Raw genomic sequence first — 23,432 nt, 5'->3', positions numbered from 1 at the left:
CCAAATTATCAAGGTTCAAGTACATGCAGGTAATCCCGTCAGCCAAGTTCACTACTACAAGATGGAAAAACGGTGGGGGAATAACTCACGAAATCGCCGTGCGCAGATGCGCAAACAACTTTATCTGGCGTCTAAGCGTCGCAGAAGTTTCATCAAATGGTCCTTTCTCGGTCTTCCCAGCCATGGAGAGAATTCTGACGGTAATTCACGGCGATGGCATTCATTTGCATCACGAGGAAGGGACAATTTTGGCGCGTCCCTACCAGCCGGTTCGTTTCTCTGGTGAGCTGCCAATTGAATCTGTTCTAGTCTCGAGCGTCGTGCAGGATTTCAACTTGATCTATGACCCGACCAAAGTAAGCGCAACGGTCAAGAAAGTTGACGCGGCGGATGTCGGATCTCTGGTGCCCTCAACGAACCGAGAGTTTGCCCTCTACTGCGCAAGTGGCGAAGCAGAAACCGCGAATGGTGAATTATTACCCGATGGGTCCTGCACTTTGTTTGAACAGAACGTGTCAATCGCTGGCACACACTCAACTACAGAATTACTTCTGGTCACTCTTGATTACATTACCTAAAGCGCTGCCGTAAGTTCTTCCATAGACGCCTTATAGAGTCGCAATATTTCCTCTCTTCTGATGTGCCGACCGTCGCGAACGACGTGACGACCTGCAGACCAAACTTCCTTGATCACGTGATCCCCCGCGGCGAAACATAGTCCATCTAACAATTGATGGTCTTGTAGCGCGAACAGAGTCGCGTTGGAGCGGTCAATCGCAAGCAGATCAGCAACAGCTCCCACCCTGATTGCACCGCTCTCACGGCCCAGTGATTGCGCGCCTCCCGCGGCAGCGCCGAGGTAAAGTGTTTCGCCAGTGGACCCCTTTCCGTCAACAAGGACATTGCGTGCCATGTCGCGTAGGCGCTGGGAGTATTCCAACTGTCGCAACTCTTCAGTGAGGGAGATGCGAACATTGGAATCAGATCCAAGGCCGAATGCGCCGCCTTTACTCAGGTAGGTTGGCCCATTGAACGGCCCATCCCCAAGATTTGCTTCTGTAATTGGGCAAAGGCCTGCAACCGCCCCGGAATTTGCCATCGAGACAGTCTCTTCTTCGGTCATATGGGTCGCATGGATCAGGCACCAGCGATCCGTGACATCCATATTTTTCAGAAGCCACTCAACAGGTCGCGCACCCAGCCATCCAGAAATCTCTTCAACTTCCAGCAGTTGTTCAGCGATATGTATGTGTACAGGCCCGGTAGGGTGCGCGCTCAAAACACTCTGAAGATCATCGGGTGTTGTCGCTCGCAATGAATGCGGTGCGATGCCAACACGAGTATCTGTATCCATCTGCTGTGCTGAAGTCTTTGCGCATTCCACCAATCTATTGAAGGTTTCAACGTCATTGCCAAAACGTAACTGGCCACCGGCGAGTGGCTTTTGCCCTGTGCCGCCATAGGTGTAGAGCACAGGAAGGTGGGTCAGACCGATCCCCGTATGATTTGCGGCGGCAAAAATCCGTTGCGATAACTCATCAAGCGCGTCATAGGCGCCGCCGTTCTGCTGGTGATGCACGTAGTGGAATTCACCGACCGAGGCATATCCAGCTTCAAGCATTTCCATGTAAACTAGCCCGGCGATGGCCTCGTACATTTCTGGAGTCAGATGAGTCAAGAACTTGTACATCAGTTGCCGCCAAGTCCAGAAACTGTCATTTCCGGCTGTGCGGTATTCTGTCATTCCAGCCATCGCCCGCTGGAATGTGTGACAGTGCAGGTTTGCAAGAGCCGGTAACAGACAATCAACTCGGACGTCACAATCGTTTGGCTGCGAGTCTTCGGACACCCTTAAGATGCGCCCATTATCGATCTCCAAACTGACATTCTTGCCCCAGTGGTCAGGGAGGCGGGTTTCACGGGCAAAAATGGTTGTCACATTTCTATCCTTTATGAATGGACATAATAAAATTAAATATATACAATTATTCCGGTGACGCAACAACTATGCGAGGATAATGGCACAATGACCCAGCATGTCATAACCAACTCCCAAGTCGCGACGATGTCAGGTGAAGATCCATATGGGCTACTGAATGACGGTGCCATCGCCATGGACGGCGACACCATTCTTTGGGTGGGAGATCGCTCAGAACTTCCTGCAGCATATGGAAAGTTCAAGGTGACCGATGTCGGCGGGCGCCTGATCACCCCTGCCCTGATTGATTGTCACACGCATCTTGTAGCGGGTGGTAATCGAGCCGTTGAATTTGAGATGCGTTTAAACGGCGCATCATATGAAGAGGTCGCGCGTGCGGGTGGGGGCATCATCTCGACTGTGAAAGCTACTCGGGCTGCGAGTGAAGACGAACTTTTGAAAGACGCGCTAACACTCGTAGATACTTTGATTGGCGAAGGTGTCGCCACCTTGGAAATTAAGTCCGGGTATGGCCTGGATCGGGATACCGAGCTGCGTATGTTGCGCGTGGCCCGCAGAATTGGAGTCGAGCGCCCGGTTCGAGTACGAACATCTTTCTTGGGCGCGCATGCTGTTCCACCTGAGTATGTCTGCCGCCCGGACGACTATATGAAAGAAGTTTGTATCCCGACGCTACACGCCGCCCACGATGAAGGCCTGGTCGACTCGGTTGATGGCTTTTGCGAAGGCATAGCATTCTTGCCTGATCAGATCGAAGAGCTATTCAAGGAAGCGAAGTCGCTTGGGTTGCCATTGAAGCTACACGCTGAGCAACTTTCCAATCTTGGGGGGGCAAAACTTGCCGCCCAATATGGTGCATTGTCTGCTGACCATATCGAGTATCTGGATGAAGACGGCGTCAAGGCGATGGCGAAAGCAGATACGGTCGCAGTCATCTTGCCGGGCGCATTTTACACCATCCGTGAAACACAAAAGCCACCCGTTGGTCTACTGCGCCGCTACGGCGTTCCAATGGCCATTTCCACAGATTCAAACCCGGGGTCATCCCCACTGACCTCATTGCTGCTTACTATGAATATGTGCTGCACTCTGTTTGAGATGACACCTGAGGAGGCACTGTTGGGTGCGACGCGTCATGCAGCAGCAGCACTTGGCTTGTCGGATCGTGGAGCATTGTCTACTGGCATGCGCGCCGATCTTGCCGTTTGGAATGTCCAACACCCTGCCGAGCTATCCTATCGTATCGGCTTTAACCCCCTATACAAACGCATTTATGGAGGCGAATTTTGAGCATTATTACTCTTAGGCCCGGCACGGCCACGCTTGCACAGCTTCAGGAAATTTTTCTGAAAGAACAGGCTGTAAAGCTACATGACAGCACACGGGACGTCGTCGATGAAGCCGCTCGTAGAATTGCGGAAGTTGCCGCTGGCGAGGCACCAGTCTATGGCGTGAATACTGGATTTGGCAAACTCGCCAGTCTCAAGATCCGGCGCGAAGACACGGCCACGCTTCAACGAAATTTGATCCTTAGCCATTGCTGTGGTGTCGGTGAGCCCATCTCGCGCTCGCATGCACGACTGGTCATGGCCTTGAAGCTTTTGTCACTTGGTCGCGGTGCATCGGGTGTCCGTTGGGACATTATCGCGCTTCTTGAAGGCATGCTAGCGCGTGGGGTCTCGCCGATTATTCCCGCACAGGGTTCGGTCGGCGCGTCGGGTGATCTTGCGCCTCTGGCGCATATGGCGGCCGTCATGATCGGTGAAGGTGAGGCCGAGTATAAGGGCGAAATATTACCTGGATCCATTGCGCTGACCAATGCAGGTTTGGAGCCCGTCATCTTGGGCCCGAAAGAAGGTTTGGCGCTTATCAACGGTACCCAGTTTTCGACAGCATTTGCATTGTCGGGTCTGTTTCGGGCATGGAGTGCTGCGCAATCCTCTTTAGTCACGTCCGCGCTGTCGACGGATGCGATTATGGGCTCGACAGCCCCTTTACAGCCCGAAATTCACGACCTTCGCGGCCATCAAGGTCAAATAGAAGTTGCAACATGTATGCGCGACCTGCTTGATGGATCAGAAATCCGTGAAAGCCATCGTGAAGGTGACAACAGGGTTCAGGACCCTTATTGCATTCGTTGCCAACCGCAGGTCACGGGTGCCGCAATGGATGTTTTGCGTCAAGCTGCGCGGACCCTCGAAATTGAGGCTAATGCGGCGACCGATAATCCACTGGTTCTGACCAAAGCCAACAAGATCGTGTCTGGCGGCAACTTTCATGCCGAACCGGTTGGATTTGCCGCTGATATGATTGCTCTGGCGATCTCTGAAATTGGTGCAATCGCTCAGAGGCGGGTTGCCCTTATGGTTGATCCAACGCTTTCGTTTGATTTGCCCCCGTTTCTGACCCCTGCCCCCGGTTTGAATTCTGGGCTGATGATTGCCGAAGTTACCACTGCCGCATTGATGAGCGAGAATAAGCATCTGGCCAATCCTTGCGTTACCGACAGCACACCGACAAGCGCCAATCAGGAGGACCACGTCAGCATGGCAGCACACGGTGCGGTTCGTCTTGGGAAAATGATGGACAACCTCAGCACCATTCTTGGCGTTGAGTTGTTGTGTTCCGTTCAAGGCATTGAATTTCGCGCTCCGTTGAAATCAAGCCCCGAACTTCAATCTGCGAGTGCACGATTGAGATCGGAAGTCGACGCTTTGAACGAAGATCGATACATGGCTCCAGATTTGCAAATTGCGACACAGATGGTTTCACGCGGAGATTTGCTTGACGCGGTAAAGGTAGCCATGCCGGAGTTGTGGGGATGAATCTCTTTGAGGTCACACAAGGAGACAGCCCGATTGTTCTGGGGCAGCCTCATGGTGGGACGTTTGTTCCGGATGATGTGTTTTCGCGACTTAATCCTCGCGGTCAGGGACTTGATGATACTGATTGGCACATTGCAAGGCTGCATGAGGGTCTTTTGCCGCAAGCGACCACTGTGCGATCCAATGCTCATCGATATGTCATTGATGCCAATCGCGATCCAAATGGGGCTTCGCTTTATCCCGGTCAGAACACGACAACTTTGTGTCCGATCACTGACTTTGACGGGGAAGCGATTTGGGAGGCAGGGCAAGAGCCATCAGAAGACGAAATCGTTGCACGCAAGGATGCATACCACAGCCCCTATCATCAGGCATTGCAACAACAACTAGATCGCGTGAGGGAACGGCATGGGATTGCTGTATTATATGATTGCCACTCAATTCGGTCCCAAATCCCGTTTCTTTTCAAAGGGACATTGCCAACCTTTTCGATTGGAACCAATGGTGGTGAAACCTGCGACGCGAACATCACCAACGCAGTCGTGTCGGTCTGCTCAGATGCAGACGGACATGAACAAGTCCTGAACGGCCGCTTTAAGGGGGGATGGACAACGCGCAACTATGGCCGACCGTCTGAAGGGGTTCACTCCATCCAGATGGAACTCGCGCAGCGATCCTACATGGACGAAGCTGCGCCTTGGACCTATCAGCCTGAGCGCGCAAATAGGCTCCGCGTTCATCTGAAAAAGGCACTTACACAGATTGAAGAATTTGCCGTTAGCGAGGCCGGTACAAAATGAAGGAGACAAACATGCTTGATCGAAAGAACACCCGCGATATCTTTCCTCCAACGGGGTCTAAATTGAATGCCAAGAGCTGGCTAACAGAAGCACCACTTCGAATGCTCATGAATAACCTTCATCCGGATGTAGCAGAGAACCCTCACGAACTAGTAGTCTATGGTGGTATCGGACGCGCGGCCCGAACCTGGAAAGATTTCGATACAATTGTTGCAACGCTTAAAGACCTTGAGGCGGATGAGACATTGATCGTGCAATCCGGCCGGCCTGTCGCTGTTGTGAAAACTCACGCTGATGCACCGCGCGTCTTGATCGCCAACTCCAACCTTGTTCCCCACTGGGCAAACTGGGATCACTTTAACGCGCTCGATAAGAAAGGGCTGATGATGTACGGCCAGATGACCGCTGGGTCTTGGATTTACATCGGCAGTCAGGGCATCGTGCAAGGCACCTATGAAACCTTCGTTGAAGCAGGACGCCAACACTATGGCGGTGACCTGACAGGTAAATGGATTTTGACCGGCGGTCTGGGTGGCATGGGTGGCGCGCAACCGCTTGCGGCCGTCATGGCGGGTGCGTGCTGTTTAGCCGTGGAATGCAACCCGGATTCCATCGATTTCCGGTTGAGAACACGTTATGTCGACGAGAAGGCCGAAACACTGGACGAAGCCTTGGCGATGATCGACAAATGGACCGCTGCTGGTGAAGTCAAGTCAGTTGGCTTGCTGGGCAATGCGGCAGATGTTTTCAAAGAACTTGTGGAGCGCGGTGTGCGCCCTGACATGGTTACGGATCAGACCTCTGCCCATGACCCAATTCACGGCTATCTGCCGCAAGGCTGGACCATGGGCCAGTGGAAAGAAAAGCAGGAAAGCGCGCCTAAAGAAGTCGAGAAAGCCGCCCGTGCATCCATGAAGGTGCAGGTTAAGGCGATGTGCGATTTCCATGCGATGGGAATTCCGACCGTTGATTATGGCAATAACATCCGACAGATGGCGCTGGAAGAAGGTCTTGAAAACGCCTTTGATTTCCCCGGCTTCGTGCCCGCCTACATCCGTCCGCTGTTTTGTCGCGGGGTCGGCCCATTCCGTTGGGTTGCATTGTCGGGTGACCCCGAGGACATCTACAAAACTGATGCCAAGGTCAAAGAGTTGCTGCCTGACAACACCCATTTGCACAACTGGCTTGATATGGCCCGCGAACGGATCAATTTTCAGGGTCTTCCCGCCCGGATTTGCTGGGTCGGCCTTGGCGACCGTCATCGACTGGGTCTTGCGTTTAACGAAATGGTCAAGAGCGGCGAGTTGTCTGCGCCTGTTGTCATTGGCCGCGATCATTTGGATTCTGGCTCTGTTGCATCTCCAAACCGCGAAACAGAATCAATGAAGGACGGCTCAGACGCTGTATCGGACTGGCCGCTTCTCAATGCTCTGGTCAATACCGCCTCGGGAGCAACGTGGGTCAGTATTCACCATGGCGGCGGAGTCGGTATGGGCTTTAGCCAGCACTCTGGCGTGGTCATCTGTGCGGATGGCACTGACGAGGCCGCAAAAAGGCTGGAGCGCGTGCTGTGGAATGACCCTGCTTCAGGCGTTTGGCGGCATGCTGACGCCGGCTATGAAGATGCAATTGAATGTGCGCGCGAAAAAGGTCTGCGTCTTCCCACCATTCTTGGAAATTAGGGGCATGACAATCCGGCTGGCAGATATCGCCTGCCGGGCTGCTTGAGTATTTGTTTTTCACCACAATAAGCAGGGAGTTACCCGATGTCCGCTTGGATAAAAATGATCGCCGATGAAGACGCTGACGAGACGTTGAAGACGGCACTTGATTTCGCCCGTACACCACATGGCACCGTTGACAATGTAATGCGCGTCCATTCGTTGCGGCCGCAAACGATGAATGGCCACGTTGTTCTTTATCGAGCGTGCCTGCATGACAATGCTAACACCATTCCGATGTGGTTTCAGGAGGTCATCAGCTCATATGTTTCGACTCTGAATACTTGCCCCTATTCTTATGCCAACCATTGGTCGAACGCACGCCATCTGATTGGTGATGATGTCAAGGCGGATATGGTAGAGGCTGCGCTTCAGGCACACCGCCCGGAAGATGCATTTGAAGGCGCGCAATTGGCCTTATTGCAATATGCCGAGAAACTCACTTTGAAGCCGGGCAAAATGGTTGAGACCGATGTGCAGGCTTTGAAAGATGCGGGTGTCGATGATGGCGAGATACTCGAAGCCAATCAAATTATTGGATATTTTAACTATGCCAACCGTCTTTTGAACGGTCTTGGCGTAACGACGGGCGGCGATGTTGTTGGGTATTACAAAACCGATGTTGCATGTAAGTAAATAATATGCATGTGATGCAATCTTTGCAACTATCAAAGGACGCATCGCAATGACTCTCGCAACAGCAGCTTCAACCGACACAATGACAATTCCCGTTGTAGACATCACTCCGTTGCGTGATGGCAGCGATCCACAATTAGTTGCGCGGTCTCTGCACGCGGCAAATACCGGGCTAGGCTTTATTTACATCAAGGGTCACGGCATCCCCGAGGAATTGATTTCCAGTGCCCGGGCCACAGCTTTGGAATTTTTCCACATGTCGGCCGATGCCAAGGAGACAGTTCGCGTGACCGACAACCATCGCGGCTGGATCGGGTCGGGTGGTGCAAAAATGGACGACGATGCAAAGCCGGATCTTAAGGAGAGTTTTGTTTGGGGATATCAGGACAAAGGCGCAGAAATCCTGACTGACCATAATCTTCGTGGTGTCAACAAATGGCCAGAGAGCCTACCGAACCTGGAAAAAACGTGCATGCAGTATTTTAAGGCTGCGCATGATGTCGCCGAACTTCTCATGCGTGGTTTTGCTATGGGTCTTGGGCTTGCGGAAGACGCCTTCCTCAAAACCAATGATAAGCCGATCAGCCGAAACTCTTTTGTCTACTATCCGCCCCAGGAAAAGGGTGCCGACGATGGGCAATTTGGCGTTGGACCGCACACCGACTTCGGCGTCCTGACCGTTTTGTGTCAGGATTCAGTCGGCGGTTTGCAAGTTCAGGGGTTGGACGGTGAATGGCTTGACGCATCACCGATTGAAGGCACTCTTATTGTCAATGTTGGCGATCTTTTGGCGCGATGGACTGACGGCGCTTATCACTCGACCGTTCACCGGGTCATCAATGATACCGGCAAAGAACGCCTGTCAATCGTGCTTGCCTATGACCCCAACCCCGAGACATCCATAGATGCCAAAGACATTTTCGGGGATGGTTATGTTCCAAAACAAGATGCTATAACCTGCGGTGACTATCTCGATTGGCGGTTTGCCCGGGCGTTTGCGCATAAAAATGGATGAAGACACCAATCAGGAAAGCAGCTCCGAAGTTGACGCGGCCATCGGCCGTGCCATTCGACAGCTCAGAGAAACATCAGGGATGACAGCGAAAGCGCTGGCTGAAAAATCCCTTGTGTCGGCGGCCATGATCAGCCGGATCGAGAATGGACTTGCGTCAGCTTCGCTTTCATCCCTGCATGCGCTGGCGAAAGCTCTGGATGTGCCGCTGGTGGCGCTGTTTGGCGAGACTACCAGCCGCCAATGTGACTTTACCCATCTGCGTGCAGGACAGGGTATCCCATCGGCGCGGATGGCAGATGGGCACCTGCATGAGTTTGTCCAATTGGCTGTCCACAATCGCGTCGACCTACTTTTTTCCGCGGTTCAGGTCACGTTAACGCGGCAAGACATGTCCCCACCCAGCTACACCGGGCGCGGCGTTGTTTTCCTGCGGGTTCTATCTGGAGAGGCAATCTACCGCTATGGCAAGATAGAGATGACATTGGTCGAGGGGGACACGCTTTCCATTGATTCCGAACTGCCGCACGGATTCGTAAGATTACTTACCCCCAAATTTGAATATCTCTCTGTTCAGGCGGAATCTCGGTAGCACCGAATAATTGACGATGCTCCAAAGCGTCTTGCCCAAAACCTGACTCACTGGTTTTGGGCAGGGCGCACGAAGCATTCAACTGTTGCGCGGCGCCTGACCTTATCCCTGTCTCAGGTATAAGGACGCTTTAGAAAGCACATCAACCGGGTTCCAATACCTACATCTTAATATCTGCGGCGGGTGTATCGGGCGGCCTTTGATCAGAACGGCAGATACTTGGTTATCGCAACACTATTGATCCGCACAATCATTGGAGTTGATCAGCATATGCATTCTCATGGACTTATAGCCCGAACTTAATGCGATCACCAATCCACCATCCCTTCGGACTTTGGATACCGGGTATCTCCTATCATGCGAGAAAAGGCGGAATGATTTCTGTTGACATTTTTGTATGCACATATATGCTTTATATGTGGATTTACTATGCGCAACGAGGCAATATGAGTGCTTTTCTTCCCGTTATTAGAGCGTAAAATATGAATATACATTACGGTACGTTTCAGGCACTCAAGAATGTAAGCCTCACGGTCGGATCGGGCGAGCATGTTGTGAGTTGCGGCCCGCCCGGATCCCCGATCTCTGCTCAGGAACTGACATTCAAAACCTTGGAAGTCGTCACAACCACCCGTGCCTTTTTCGAGGCATGGATCACGACCGCCGCCTTCTGTTTTGTCAAATGTTTTGGTTTGTCGATGCTTTTTGGTCGATTTGACCCCAATGGAGAATGATGATGACGGCGAATGACCAGACGGCTTGCAATCCTACACAAGGCCACATGATGAACATTGATATTCAAGATATCCGGAAAGGGGCAGAAAACCTTCTGCTGAACTGTGGTGAGGTCACCCAAGAAACAAGAGTTTTGATCATCAAGGAACCTGAGTGCGACAGCTATTACGATGAGCGATCTGTTGAAGAAGTTTCAAGAGTCGCGAAGCGTTTATGTAAGGAGGTCGAAGTCCTTGAGTTGCCATTTAATCCTGTCGTCACAGATCCAAGTCCAGCGCTCACCGAGAAGATGTCAAAGTTCGATCGTGTCATTTTCTTCGCGCGCCTGGGCGATCAACTTCGTTTTCGGCAGAGCGTGAAAGGGACGTTTTCGATCATGTCATATGCCCTGGACGGTCAGATGCTTGGATCCTCTTTTGGTCAGGCCAGTTATCGAGCATTCGAAAACCTGAGGGGCCTTGTAAATGACGCGTTTTCGAATGCGAGGGTGATACACGTCACCTGCGCCGAGGGTACAGATTTCAAAGGACCGGGCGCGAATTTCCCGGACGAAAGCGGTGAAACTACCGTAAAGCGGTTCCCGGTTTCTGTGTTCTCTCCGATCCCTCCGGTTGGTTTCACTGGTAAGGTCGCGCAAGTCGGGTTTTTGGTCGGGACTGGGTCGCAGGTTTACGATCCACCGGCATGTGAGATCAAAGACAAGATCTTTGTTCATTTCGACGGCCACCAGATTACAAAATTCGAAGGCAGCGACGAAGATGTGAAAGCGGTTGAAGGGCACTACGATCACGTAGCAAAGCTATTTGATCTGGAGCGCAACTACATCCATTCGTGGCACGCAGGTATTCATCCAGGGTGTGATTATGTCAACGAGGCCCGTGATTTTTTCGACCGCTGGAGCAACGGTGCATTTGGAAATCCGCGCGTTTTGCATTTCCATACCTGCGGAACGCATGCGCCCGGGGAAATTTCCCTGAATGTTATAGACCCCACCGTCAAACTTGATGGTGTCGCAGTGTGGGAAGACGGTGTTTTGCACCCAGAGCGCATAGAGGGCGGCAAAGAACTTTTGGATAGTGATCCCTACATCTCCAGGATCTTTTCCAGCCCAGCCCAAAAAGTGGGCCTGGGGCCCTCTGGAAAACTCGAGTACTGAGTTCCGTTCCTGTCTAACAGAACATTTTGGCCATTCGCTAAGATAGGTCCATCGCTCTCATGATCAGGCCAGCATGCAATACGGTTAAAATGGATCTACTGCCCAATTTACTGTGACCAAGATTTCGAAAATGACAAGTTTTCTGTCCTGGGTTTAGCTTTGAATTTGCCGAAGTCATGCTTCTGAGAATTGAACTTTTCGGGGTGCTATCGGTCGATTAGCTAAGCAAACAAGTAATGAACGACGCGTTTGCCGTTTATCCTGATCAACTCATACCAGAGTGAACGTGGGCCATTTGATGCTTACCGATTTACCCTGTGAATGCACCAATATTTGGGCAAAAAATTGAGAGGCATCAATAATGACTATCAAGACACTGACAGAATGGGAAACGCTGGCTGCGACCCTAGCACCTCATCAACATGCTTTCATTGATGGCAAATTCGTTGACTCCGCATCCGGTAAAACATTTGACTGCGTGAACCCGGCTACCGGTAGCGTCATCTGCCAGATTGCAGAAGGTGATGCAGAAGATATTGACCTCGCCGTCGCAGCAGCAAGACTCGCATTCGAGAGCGGTGTTTGGTCCGGAATGACCCCGCGTGGTCGCAAAGAGATACTGCTGCGTCTGGCGGAATTGATCCTCGAAAATCAGGCAGAACTTGCCGCGCTGGAAACTCTTGATATGGGCAAGCCGATTGGCAACTCCTATAACATTGACATCCCCGGATCCGCCTATGTTTGGCAGTGGTACGCAGAAGCAATCGACAAAGTTTACGATGAAATCGCACCAACCGCCAAGGGTGATCTGGCCATGGTACGTCGTGAACCCTTGGGCGTGATTGGCTTAGTGACGCCATGGAATTCACCATTCAACATGGCGACATGGAAGGCGGCCCCTGCACTAGCGGCAGGGAACTCCATCGTACTTAAGCCCGCAGAACAATCGCCGCTCACTGCGCTGAAACTGGCAGAACTGGCCGCAGAAGCCGGCATTCCTGATGGTGTGTTCAATGTTGTCCCAGGCTTTGGACACACAGCAGGTAAAGCGCTTGGGCTGCATATGGATGTGGATTGCCTCGGTTTTACCGGGTCGACCGAAGTTGGCAAATATTTCTTTGAATACTCAGGTCAGTCGAACATGAAGCCCATCTGGGCGGAATGTGGCGGAAAAAGCCCGAACATCGTTTTTGCTGACGTTTCAGATTTGGATGCGGTTGCAGATATGGCCGCAGAGGGCGTGTTCTTCAATCAAGGCGAAATCTGTTCGGCCAATTCCCGGTTGCTGGTTGAACGCCCGCTTGTTGAACGTCTGACTGAGATGGTTGTCGAACGTGCCGCAAAACGCATGCCCGGCAATCCATTCGATCCTGCCACTAAAATGGGTGCGATTGTTGATTCACGCCAAACGGACCGCATCATGGAATACATCGAAACGGGTCGCAAAGAAGCAACGTTGAAATTCGGTGGCGAGAGGGTCAGCGTTGGCACTTCGGACAACTTTATCATGCCAACAATCTTTGCGGATGTAGACAATGATATGACCATCGCCCGCGAAGAGATTTTCGGCCCTGTTCTGGCGATCATTCCTTTTGACGATGAGAAAGAGGCAATAAGAATTGCCAACGATACAATCTATGGATTGTCTGCCTCGGTCTGGACCAACGATCTGTCACGAGCGCACCGGCTTACCGACGCACTGCGCGCAGGAACCGTGTGTGTGAACACCGTTGATGCGTTGTCTGTTATGACGCCTTTTGGTGGCATCAAGCAATCCGGGAACGGGCGTGATTTGTCATTGCATGCCCTTGATAAGTACACGGCCCTGAAAACCGTCTGGGTCAAATACTGATAACAAGAACACAATACTTCAGGCCTGATCACTGTCCAACAGGGCGGCCATCATAACCACCAACCCACTAGAGGATATCCCAATGAGCGATAAAATTCTGATCACGACTGCCGACGGCAACGTAGGCAGCCACGTACTTGCGCAATTGCGCCAACAAAATGTTGACGTCGTTGCAGGGGTGTTCGAGGAAACGATTGATGGTGTCGAATCCAGAAAAATGGACTTTGCAAACCCAGAGTCACTCGAAAGTGCTCTGGAAGGAATTTCCAAAGTACTCATGGTCATTCCGACGGACCCTGACATGGTGCAGTGGGGCAAAAACTTTCTTGCCGCTGCCAATAAAAGCGACGTGACACATATTGTCCGGCTTAGCACGTCTCTTGCACGAAAAGATGCATCTTTGAAGGCTCCGGGCCTGTTAGGCGCAACCGATAATGACCTGCGGGCGTGTGGCATTGACTACACGATTGTTGCGCCGCAGTTCTTCATGCAGAACTTTTTCAACTTTTATGGCAATGACTACAATAATGGCACGATCTACCTGCCAGCAGCTGATGGCAAGATTGGCTGGGTGGACATCAACGATATCGCGGCTGTTATTGCGGCGGCTCTTCAAGAACCAGAAAAATACAAATCGCAAACGTTGACAATTACGGGTCGCGAAAACCTGTCATACGCGGATGCCGTCTCGACTATGAATGAAGTGTTGGGCAAGCAGTCACAATATGTAGCCGTGTCAGACGACGCTGCAGTTGAAGCAATGACCAACATGCAGTTTCCGCCGTTTATTGTCGACTTCATGCTCAGCCTGAACCAAGCGGTTGTGAAGGGTCACGCCGAAGAAGTGACGGACACTGTCGAGAAAGTGCTAGGTCGCCAACCCGTTACATTCAAGCAGTTCGTAGAGAACAACGCCGAACGCTGGGCCAGCTAAGGCCTTTGGCCTCGCTGTCTCAGGGTAACGTGGGCGCGGGGCACCAAATCAACTGGCTTGCCGGGAACAAATTGCTCTTCAAGCACCGCGTTCCGGCAAGTTCAAACCGCCAACATCTTCGGTATAGTGCTTCGTAAAATGCTTGATCCGAGTGTTTTCCGAAGCGCCTTGACGGGAATCTTGCATTCTGAGGGCCACAAGGCAGCACCATGAAAGCCAATGAACTTTACCCCGACCTGAAATCGCGAATAGTTGCCAAGGAAGGGCTGTTTCATGGCTTTATCGTTGCGATTGTTGTGGCCGTCGCTGCGGAATATTTAGCGCGGCAGTATGGCTCGCCCGCAATGCTGATGGCCTTGCTGCTGGGGATTGCACTTAATTTTCTGTCCGAGGAAGAAAGCTGTTCAGCCGGGATAACATTCGCGGCCAAAACGGTCCTTCGGATAGGTGTCGCACTTTTGGGGGCTCGTATCAGTTTTGGGCTACTGGCCGAAGTAGGTGCGTCAAACGTCATTTTGGTCTTAGCGGCCGTGGTGGTGACAATTCTTTTTGGTTTGCTCTTGGCCCGGCTTCTTGGTCGAGGTTGGCGGTTTGGGTTGCTGACCGGTGGATCAGTGGCGATCTGCGGTGCATCTGCAGCCGTTGCTATCGCCGCCGTTCTTCCAAGAAACGAGAACTCTGACCGAAATCTACTGTTCACCATTCTCTGCGTCACCGTCTTAAGTACTTTGGCAATGATTGCCTATCCGGTGATTGCCGATTTTATAGACCTCACCGATACCGAAACCGGGGTGTTTTTTGGCGGCACTATTCATGATGTCGCGCAGGTCGTTGGCGCAGGGTTCACCGTTTCTCAGGAAGCCGGCGAAACTGCGACACTGGTCAAACTGTTTCGGGTAACCCTTCTTGCCCCACTTGTTATCTTGATCTCGCTCGCGCAACGGGCTGGCAATGCAGAGCAATGGGGTGCCACGGATGAACGCCCCCCACTTATCCCCCACTTCCTTTTGGGGTTCCTGGCGCTTGCAACCTTGAATTCCTTTGATCTATTGCCGCTGTTGCTGGTGGAGCTTTTTTCCGACTTGTCGCGATGGTCACTTCTTGTTGCCATCGCGGCCGTGGGTATGAAGACGTCGATAAAGCCAATTTTGAGTGTCGGACACCAAGCCATCGGCATCATTGTCGCAGAAACCGCTCTCATCGCGATATTCGTCCTCGTCGGGCAAAGACTGATGGCCCAGTAGGTGCAGACAGCGTCTGATGTCGTATCCGTTTGGTCCGATAAGGTTCAAAGAAACCGAACTTGGGATAAGTGATATAGTAATTTCGCAGTCCGTAAGAATATGAAATTCACTATTCACAAGCTCATGAAAGCCAGCTGCGTCCAACCGCATGCGTGAAAATGTGGTGGCAAACACGCTGCAATTCTTAAGTGGAAAAGGAACTGTACCGCGCCTTTGCAGGACGCAGATCAATACTTTCGCTGAGCTGGAATGAGACGGAGGAATTGCAAGGTTTCAATCCGCCCGCATGACGAAAAATGACAATCAACACCTATTAGGAATTCGAACATGTCAATTAGGAAGATAGATACACTGGTTGTTGGTGCCGGGCAGGCAGGTATCGCCCTGAGCGAACATTTACGTAACAATGGTGTGCCACACCTTATTCTTGAAAAGAACCGCGTGGCCGAAGCATGGCGCACGGGTCGCTGGGATTCACTGGTTGCGAATGGGCCAGCTTGGCACGACCGTTTTCCCAACTTAGAGTTTGAAAGCCATGACCAAGATGCATTCGTCCCAAAAGAACAAGTCGCGGATTATCTGAACGACTATGCAAAGATGATCAAGGCGCCAGTCAGCACCGGAGTCGAGGTTATCAAGGCAGAACCGCTTTCGGGCAAAGAAGGTTACCGCGTTGAAACCTCTGACGGTGTGATCGAAGCAACCCGCATCGTGGCTGCTACAGGTGCATTTCAACAACCGGTCATTCCGCCAATTGTGCCCGAAGATTCTCCGGTTCATCAAATACATTCCTTCCATTATCGCAACCCAAAGCAATTGCCAGAAGGCGCCGTGATGGTTGTGGGTGCCGGGTCTTCCGGGGCACAGATTGCCGATGAATTGAACCGTGCCGGGCGCAAAGTGTTTTTGTCCGTGGGGCCACATGATCGCCCTCCACGGGCCTATCGTGGCCGTGACTTTTGCTGGTGGTTGGGTGTGCTTGGGCTTTGGGATGTGCCAGCGATGGAGCCGGGCAAAGAACATGTCACGATCTCGGTCAGTGGTGCTTATGGGGGCCAGACCATGGATTTCCGCCGTCTTGCAAATGAAGGAGTAACTCTACTTGGCATGTCGCAAACCCATGACGATGGAAAACTGACCTTTGCAGGTGATCTGAAAACCAACATCGCAAATGGTGACGCCAATTATCATCAGATGCTTGATGCGGCCGATGCCTATGTCAAAAGCACCGGGATTGACCTTCCGGAAGAACCCGATGCGCGCAAAGCGTGGCCAGAGCCTGAGTGCGTGACAACGCCGATCCGCGAGTTGGATTTTGTAGCCGAGGGGATCACGTCCATTGTCTGGGCCACGGGGTTCCGTCAGGATTTTTCTTGGATCAAGGCAGACACATTCGACGAAAGAGGCACGCCGATACATCAGCGCGGAGTGTCAACGGCGCCGGGAATCTATTTCCTTGGCCTGCCTTGGCAGTCGCGTCGTGGATCAACATTCATCTGGGGTGTTTGGCATGACGCCAAACACATCGCGGATCAAATTGCGACGAAGCGCCATTACCAGGCCTATGCCAGCATATCAGAGCGGGAACTGAATTCGCCTGAACTCCCTGTTGCCACATAAACGGTTCGCCAGATCGAGCACCCTACCCTTTCTGCAGAGCTGATCTCGAAAACAAAAAGACGGAGCGCCAAATGGCACATACTCGAATTCGGAAATTTAATACCAAGAAGACCTATCCCGAACAAAAACTCGACAATGATCTGTGTCAGGCAGTTGTCACAAGCGGTGGCAAGACCGTCTATTTGCGCGGTCAATGTCCCCAAAATTTGGACGATGCGAAGAATATCGAAAGCCATGATCCCGTAGAACAGACCCACAAGGTGATGCAAAACATCAAACAGCTTATTGAAGAGGCAGGTGGCGGCATGGAACATCTGGTGAAGGTGGTCGTCTATATTACCGATGTGCGCCACCGCGAAGATGTTTACCGCACAATGGGAGAATACATCAAAGGCGTTCATCCATGTTCTACAGGCCTCGTTGTACAAGCATTGGCCCGACCCGATTGGTTGGTCGAAATTGATGGCACCGCCGTTATTCCGGACTGATCTCTAAGCTAGACAAAATGCCATGCTCGCGGAAAACGTCGACCTGGCCACAACCAAATCATAGGAAGATATTATGACATTCTCGCTGGTTGCGCGCTGTGTGGACACAGGCATGTTCGGTTTGGCGGTTTCGTCGTCTTCTCCGGCTGTTGCGGCACGGTGCTCTTTTGCCCGGGCCGGAGTTGGAGCTGTAGCGACACAAAACGTCACCGACCCAAGTCTTGGCCCTCTTACGTTGGATCTGATGGAGGCGGGAATGACTGCCGAACAGGCTGTGGAGGAAGCAAAAGCCCGCAGTAGATTTACTGAATACAGGCAGATTCTGGCTGTGGATGCTGTGGGAAAAACCGCGATTCATTCCGGGCCGAAAAGCCTTGGCATCTGGACTCAGGCACGTGAGCAGAACGTGGCGTCGGGTGGCAACATGCTCAACAACGACGGCGTTCCGCAGGCAATTGTAGATGGGTTCCTTTCTTCTACAGGTCATATTGGTGATCGGTTGATAGCTGCAATGCGCGCGGGATTGGCCGCGGGCGGCGAAGCAGGGCCAGTCCACTCGGCCGGTATGAAAATCGTTGATAACGTAAGTTGGCCAATAGCCGACCTGCGCTGCGACTGGAACCAGGACACCTGCCCGATCGAAACCATTGCAACACTTTGGGAAATTTATAAACCACAGATGGACGCCTATACTCAACGTGCGCTCGATCCGCAGATGGCACCATCTTATGGCGTCCCGGGCGACAAGTGACCGCCGGCGGTCGCGATTGTTCAAACCGTATCAACACTTGTTAAGCCATTTTAATCTATAGTTAGCGACCGCGAGAGCAGTGGAGTTTAACAACCAGGACGCTGGTAAAAAGCGCCTTGTTCGGCCCGTCAATTTTGGTGTTAGTCCTTGCAAAGGACGGATTTGGTGCTACTTCGTTGACATGACTTTGCGTGTTACACTGAGGAAGCTCGAATATTTCGTTGCTGTGGGTGAGGCAGGATCGATTTCTGCTGCGGCAAGAAATCTGAACGCATCGTCGCCTTCCATATCGTCAGCCATTTCACAGCTGGAGGCAGATTTTGGTTTCCAACTTTTCGTACGCAAGCATGCTCACGGTTTATCGCTGACACAGGCAGGCAAACAGTTCATCGTGCCAGCCAAAGCGTTACTGACATCTGCAGTATCGCTGACGCATTTGGCGAGTGAGATTACTGGTAAAGTTCAGGGACCACTAACGATAGGCTGCCTTTTGACATTCGCACGTATTATCGTTCCGGGTTTACGTCGAGAATTTGAAGATCGATATCCAGATGTCAAAGTCAATCAGCTCGAACGTGACCAAATTGAACTCTTCAATATGCTCCGCGAAGCAGAGATTGATGTAGCGCTTACCTATGATTTAGATATTCCACCAGATTTGCAATTTGTACCCTTGGTTGAACTGCCACCCTTTGCGTTGACAAGTAAGACGCATCCTCTAGCAGAACGCGATACTGTGATGATCAAGGAACTTCATAAGTATCCAATGGTCTTGCACGATCTTCCATTGAGTATGGATTATTTTCTGTCGCTTTTTCATAATGCCAAAGTCAAACCTCTCGTTGCCGAACGTACAAGCGATATGGCCGTGATGCGCAGTCTTGTAGCAAACAATTTTGGGTATTCTATCGCTAACATTCGGCCGGTCTCTAATGTTGCATCCGATGGTCAAAACTTGCGCTTCATACCGATTGTTGGGGATGTTAGGTCGCTCAATATGGGGCTTGTGACAAGTGAAAATGCTGAGAACGTTCTGACTTTGAAGGCATTCATTGACTATTGCCGTGAACATCTTACGGACCAAGTTATTCAACGATTAGTTGTATCCGAACCGAGCGGATAGAACTTGAAATGACGCAGACTCGGCTTTGACGCGCGTGTTCTGCACCAATCCAATCTTGAAACTTTCCCACTCTGGCCGACAGGCATAAGGATTTCGATTGTAACCTATTGGTTTTCAACGCTCCCAGTTCAAAAAACATGAACTAATGAATCGTTTTTCCATTGTTTCTCCGAAGGTTTCTATGAAAGTAGGCTGTTTCAGAGCACGCTAAGTGCTGGATGACAGAGGGGACCTGTATCCATCCGCAAACATCCCAAGACTCCAGTACTTTGGTGAATATCGTATTCCGAAGGTTGGAAAATATTGAATCCGGTCCGATCTCAAAAATGGGATCAAACATTAAGACATACTCCGTCGAAAAAGAGAGACGAGTCATAATCGGGAAGACGTCGCGTGATACTTTACTCACTCCCATTTAGTACCTACAGTGCCAAAATCCAGATGCAGTTGGATTTGAAGGGACTGAGCTACACACTAAAAGAACCACCAGGTGGGTACGGAACGCCCGAGTGGAAAAAGCTGGTGCCGCTTGGCACAATTCCCGGGCTTGTGGACGGCGACCTTTGTATTGGTGAGTCGGATGTAATCGCGAACTACATCGAAGATGCTTATCCCGAACACCCTTTGCTTTCGGCTGATCCGGTTCAGCGCGCCCGCCAAAGATTCCTGTGTCGTTATCACGACATGTGGTTAGAGCCCCACATTCGAGGCGTCTTCCCACACATCAACGAACAGACGCGCGACATGGGCGTTGTTGATGCGTCTCTGGATCAATTCCAAGCCTATCTGGATATGCTCGAGCGCCTCTTTGATCCAGATCCTTTTATGTGCGGAAAAGAGATTTCGTTGCCGGATCTGGCCTTTCCCGGAGCGTTCATCATGGCGGATCTTTTGATGCCGCTTTTCGGACGCGCACCTTCATACGGAGAAAAGGTTTCGGTATGGCGTGCGGCAGTTAACGCAGACCCGGTTATCGGCCGCATAAGCGAAACTGTCCGATCTGCAAATGTAGCTTGGCTACAGAGTATTTCGTGATGAAGCGCACTAAAGATTTCCACTCACTTCTTTATTCAAAGGTAACAAAATGACCGAGGTTTGTCTTAGTGGCGTGTCGAAATCATACGGTGATTTTCAGGCCGTTGATAATCTAAATCTATCCTGTGAAAGTGGGCAGATGTTGGCGCTATTGGGTCCATCAGGATGCGGCAAGACAACCACATTGTCGATGATGGCGGGCATTAACGATATCAGGGGTGGCAGCATTAAATTCGGAGATCGCGAAGTTTCACACCTCGGGCCGGGTGAGCGAAATATCGCGATGGTTTTTGAGGATTACGCCCTCTATCCGCATCTATCCGTCTTTGAAAACATAGCCTTCTCACTGCGCATTCGGGGGTTGCCTAACGCGGAAATCAAGGCGGCCGTCAACGAAATGCTAGATTTGCTGCATCTCAATGATTTGCGCAATATGAACGTCAAAAAGCTTAGTGGTGGCGCTCAACAGCGGATCGCAATTGGTCGTGCGTTGATCCGTGAGCCAAATGTCATCTTGTTTGATGAACCGCTCAGTCATTTGGATGCAGATCAGAAGATCCGACTTAGAACTGAAATTCGTCACCTGCAGCAATCTCAGAATCTAACGTCTATTCTGGTCACCCATGATCAAACCGAAGCATTTGCCATGGCCGATAGAGTGGCTGTCATGAACCAAGGTGTGTTGCAGCAGCTTGGGTCCCCTCAAGAGCTTTATGACAATCCAGCAAACACCTTTGTGGCGACCTTCATCGGGGAGCCGCCGATGAATTTGCTGGATGCAACGGTGACCGATCAAAACGGTGATCTGACACTTCTTGGCAGCGGTTGGGCATCCCCGCTTAGCGCCGAGTTGACAAAGCTTTTGCGTCAAAGGGGCGAGATTGAAGTGGTTGCTGGCTTGCGGCCTGAAAGAATGCGCATTGCCAAGACCACCAAGGCTGCCAAACCTCAAGGTGAATTTGAAGGAAATGTTTTCTTTCGAGAACACCGAGGTGACACGAACATGATCGTGTTGGAAACTAAGTCACGCGAAATCGTAGCCGATCCGCTTCGGATATTTGCTGATCTGGATGACGGGACGTCGGCATCACTGCGTAAAGGCGATCACGTTCGACTGGCATTCAATCCTGATGATCTTTGCTTGTTCAGCAAGATTTCGGGTCAAAACCTCAACCGACTAAATTCAGATGCAGGGGGTCGATAGGTCAATGCTGGACACTAGATCTCTTACCAAAACTTTCGGCGATGAAATTGCGGTCAATGACATCGACCTGACGGTTCAGCCCGGTAAAATCCTTGCGATTACCCGCCCGTCACGTGCCGGGAAAAGTACCCTTTGCCGGATGCTTTCTTTTGTAGAAACTGCCACCACCGGTTCGTTCAGCTTGGCGGGTGAGGATCTTACCCGCTCGCAATGAAACGGGAGAATTGACCATGACCCACGTAGTTCTTATTGGCGCAGGACAAGCGGCAACTACACTTGCGTTCAAACTACGCGAACTTGGCCATGCGGGACCCATCACCTTGATTGGCGACGAGCCTGACTTACCCTATCAACGCCCTCCGCTGTCAAAAGCATACCTTTTAGGCGACATAGCCCGTGAACGGTTGTTCCTAAAACCGCAAATTGCGTATGACGAAGCGCATATCACGTTGCAACTAGGTGCACCTGCACGTCAGATTAATCCCCACCTGCGCAGTGTCACCCTTGCTGATGAAACATTGCGTTATGATGAGTTGGTGTTGACCACTGGTTCCACCCCGATCCGTTTGCCGGCGGCGATTGGCGGCAATTTAGGTGGCGTTTTCTGTGTGCGCACGCTTGCAGATATTGATGCAATGGCTCCCGAATTTTGCGCAGGGCGACATGTGCTTATTGTCGGCGGTGGCTACATCGGATTAGAAGCCGCTGCTGTAGCAACCAAACTTGGCTTAAACGTAACCGTGGTCGAAATGGCAGAACGTATCTTAAAGCGTGTCGCTGCTCCACAAACGGCGGATTACTTTCGAAACCTGCATCACCGCCACGGTGTACGTATCCTTGAAGGGGTCGGGTTAAGCGAATTGATCGGCGCAGAAAAAGTGTCAGAAGCACGCTTGAGTGACGGTCAAGTTCTGAATGTTGATTTCGTCATCGCCGGGGTTGGTATTCGACCCAATACGCACTTGGCAGAAGCAGCAGGACTGACAATCGACAACGGCATCAAGACCGATGCCTACGGCCAAACGTCTGCCGCACATATTTGGGCTGCTGGCGATTGCGCGTCTTTTCCGATAGGGTCATCACAAATTCGGCTGGAAAGTGTGCCCAATGCCATTGAACAGGCCGAAGCCGTAGCTGCCAATGTATTAGGAAGCAAAGCACCTTATGAAGCCAAGCCATGGTTTTGGTCGGATCAGTATGATGTCAAACTACAGATTGCAGGACTAAATGGTGGCTATGACCATGTTGTCACCCGTGCAGGCGCCCGTCCGGATACGAGATCTCATTGGTACTATCTCGGCGCTACCCTGTTGGCGGTAGATGCCATGAATGCACCGCGTGATTACATGGTCGGCAAGCGATTAATCGAGGCGGGAAAGTCGCCAGACCCGGGCGTTATCGCAGCGCCAGAAACTGTGCTAAAGGCACTGTTATGACCAAAGGTGTAAATCGGTATGCATCGAATGGCCCACGTTCACTCTAATATGAGTTGTTCAGGATAAGCGACAAACGCGTCGTTCATTACTTGTTTGCCTAGCTACTCCACCGATAACATCCCGAAAAGTTTAGTTTTCAGAAGCATGATTTCAGCAAACCTAAAGCCAAAAAATGGACAGGTAACTTGTCATTTTAGGAATTTTGGTTATTGGAGATAATGCAGTAAGACTGTTTCAACCTTATGACACTTTCTGTGAATCCCGGAGGCAAAATACCCACGGAATCGGTCGGATGATCTGACCGTCGCGGAGCAAAATTCCGCAGTCTG

21 protein-coding genes are annotated in these 23,432 nt (G+C 51.4%); 20 read left to right on the top strand and 1 reads right to left on the bottom strand.

Annotated elements, in window-relative coordinates; translation table 11 throughout:
- Positions 1–23 precede the first annotated feature (23 nt).
- Positions 24–578 carry a HutD/Ves family protein gene (locus AC2FJ5_RS20580; RefSeq protein ID WP_496774854.1) on the top strand — a complete coding sequence of 185 codons (555 nt, stop codon included), beginning with the start codon at positions 24–26 and terminating at the stop codon, positions 576–578.
- Here AC2FJ5_RS20580 and AC2FJ5_RS20575 read toward each other — a convergent pair.
- Entirely contained in the window at positions 575–1,939 is a 1,365-nt protein-coding gene (locus AC2FJ5_RS20575) for a formimidoylglutamate deiminase (protein ID WP_496774853.1), read from the bottom strand. The two genes, AC2FJ5_RS20580 and AC2FJ5_RS20575, sit on opposite strands and share 4 nt — an antisense overlap.
- Before the next feature lie 87 nt (positions 1,940–2,026).
- On the opposite strand from AC2FJ5_RS20575, the gene hutI reads away from it, so the two are divergent.
- From hutI to AC2FJ5_RS20480, 19 genes are all read left to right on the top strand, one after another.
- Positions 2,027–3,229, top strand: coding sequence for an imidazolonepropionase (gene hutI, locus AC2FJ5_RS20570; RefSeq protein ID WP_496774852.1), 1,203 nt, complete (start codon positions 2,027–2,029; stop codon positions 3,227–3,229).
- 2 nt (positions 3,230–3,231) lie between these two features.
- Positions 3,232–4,764, top strand: coding sequence for a histidine ammonia-lyase (hutH, locus tag AC2FJ5_RS20565; protein WP_496774865.1), 1,533 nt, complete (start codon positions 3,232–3,234; stop codon positions 4,762–4,764).
- Positions 4,761–5,564: an N-formylglutamate deformylase gene (gene hutG, locus AC2FJ5_RS20560; RefSeq protein ID WP_496794444.1), complete on the top strand. Its 804-nt coding sequence runs from the start codon at positions 4,761–4,763 to the stop codon at positions 5,562–5,564. The genes hutH and hutG overlap by 4 nt, the downstream gene beginning before the upstream one ends.
- A gap of 11 nt (positions 5,565–5,575) precedes the next feature.
- Complete coding sequence (gene hutU, locus AC2FJ5_RS20555) at positions 5,576–7,246, top strand: urocanate hydratase (RefSeq protein ID WP_496774850.1); 1,671 nt, start codon at positions 5,576–5,578, stop codon at positions 7,244–7,246.
- A gap of 84 nt (positions 7,247–7,330) precedes the next feature.
- Positions 7,331–7,921, top strand: a complete 591-nt coding sequence (locus AC2FJ5_RS20550) for a peroxidase-related enzyme (protein WP_496787629.1) — start codon at positions 7,331–7,333, stop codon at positions 7,919–7,921.
- 49 nt (positions 7,922–7,970) lie between these two features.
- A complete protein-coding gene (locus AC2FJ5_RS20545; protein WP_496774848.1) occupies positions 7,971–8,936 on the top strand; it encodes an isopenicillin N synthase family dioxygenase in 966 nt (321 codons plus the stop codon).
- Entirely contained in the window at positions 8,929–9,525 is a 597-nt protein-coding gene (locus AC2FJ5_RS20540) for a helix-turn-helix domain-containing protein (protein ID WP_496774847.1), read from the top strand. The genes AC2FJ5_RS20545 and AC2FJ5_RS20540 overlap by 8 nt, the downstream gene beginning before the upstream one ends.
- 736 nt (positions 9,526–10,261) lie before the next feature.
- Positions 10,262–11,416, top strand: a complete 1,155-nt coding sequence (locus AC2FJ5_RS20535; RefSeq protein WP_496787520.1) for a hypothetical protein — start codon at positions 10,262–10,264, stop codon at positions 11,414–11,416.
- A 361-nt stretch (positions 11,417–11,777) separates the two neighbouring features.
- Positions 11,778–13,268, top strand: a complete 1,491-nt coding sequence (locus AC2FJ5_RS20530) for an aldehyde dehydrogenase (RefSeq protein ID WP_496794443.1) — start codon at positions 11,778–11,780, stop codon at positions 13,266–13,268.
- 82 nt (positions 13,269–13,350) lie between these two features.
- Positions 13,351–14,202, top strand: coding sequence for an NmrA family NAD(P)-binding protein (locus AC2FJ5_RS20525; RefSeq protein ID WP_496794442.1), 852 nt, complete (start codon positions 13,351–13,353; stop codon positions 14,200–14,202).
- Positions 14,203–14,411: 209 nt separating this feature from the next.
- Positions 14,412–15,446: a YeiH family protein gene (locus AC2FJ5_RS20520; RefSeq protein WP_496794441.1), complete on the top strand. Its 1,035-nt coding sequence runs from the start codon at positions 14,412–14,414 to the stop codon at positions 15,444–15,446.
- Between the two features lie 327 nt (positions 15,447–15,773).
- Positions 15,774–17,066, top strand: a complete 1,293-nt coding sequence (locus tag AC2FJ5_RS20515) for a flavin-containing monooxygenase (protein WP_496774842.1) — start codon at positions 15,774–15,776, stop codon at positions 17,064–17,066.
- Positions 17,067–17,137: 71 nt separating this feature from the next.
- Positions 17,138–17,554, top strand: coding sequence for a RidA family protein (locus tag AC2FJ5_RS20510; protein ID WP_496774841.1), 417 nt, complete (start codon positions 17,138–17,140; stop codon positions 17,552–17,554).
- A gap of 73 nt (positions 17,555–17,627) precedes the next feature.
- A complete protein-coding gene (locus tag AC2FJ5_RS20505) occupies positions 17,628–18,305 on the top strand; it encodes a DUF1028 domain-containing protein (RefSeq protein ID WP_496774840.1) in 678 nt (225 codons plus the stop codon).
- A 181-nt stretch (positions 18,306–18,486) separates the two neighbouring features.
- Positions 18,487–19,428: a LysR substrate-binding domain-containing protein gene (locus tag AC2FJ5_RS20500; protein WP_496774839.1), complete on the top strand. Its 942-nt coding sequence runs from the start codon at positions 18,487–18,489 to the stop codon at positions 19,426–19,428.
- A 393-nt stretch (positions 19,429–19,821) separates the two neighbouring features.
- On the top strand, positions 19,822–20,463 hold the full coding sequence (locus tag AC2FJ5_RS20495) for a glutathione S-transferase family protein (RefSeq protein ID WP_496774838.1): 642 nt from the start codon (positions 19,822–19,824) through the stop codon (positions 20,461–20,463).
- A gap of 49 nt (positions 20,464–20,512) precedes the next feature.
- A complete protein-coding gene (locus AC2FJ5_RS20490) occupies positions 20,513–21,667 on the top strand; it encodes an ABC transporter ATP-binding protein (RefSeq protein ID WP_496794440.1) in 1,155 nt (384 codons plus the stop codon).
- Between the two features lie 4 nt (positions 21,668–21,671).
- Positions 21,672–21,881 carry an ATP-binding cassette domain-containing protein gene (locus AC2FJ5_RS20485; RefSeq protein WP_496774836.1) on the top strand — a complete coding sequence of 70 codons (210 nt, stop codon included), beginning with the start codon at positions 21,672–21,674 and terminating at the stop codon, positions 21,879–21,881.
- A 16-nt stretch (positions 21,882–21,897) separates the two neighbouring features.
- Positions 21,898–23,103 carry an NAD(P)/FAD-dependent oxidoreductase gene (locus AC2FJ5_RS20480; RefSeq protein ID WP_496794439.1) on the top strand — a complete coding sequence of 402 codons (1,206 nt, stop codon included), beginning with the start codon at positions 21,898–21,900 and terminating at the stop codon, positions 23,101–23,103.
- The last annotated feature ends 329 nt before the right edge of the window (positions 23,104–23,432 follow it).

This window comes from Ruegeria sp. CDSA221 (genome assembly GCF_059611825.1).
Note: the sequence above shows the minus strand (reverse complement) of the source record. Positions and strands in the feature narration are given on the sequence as shown.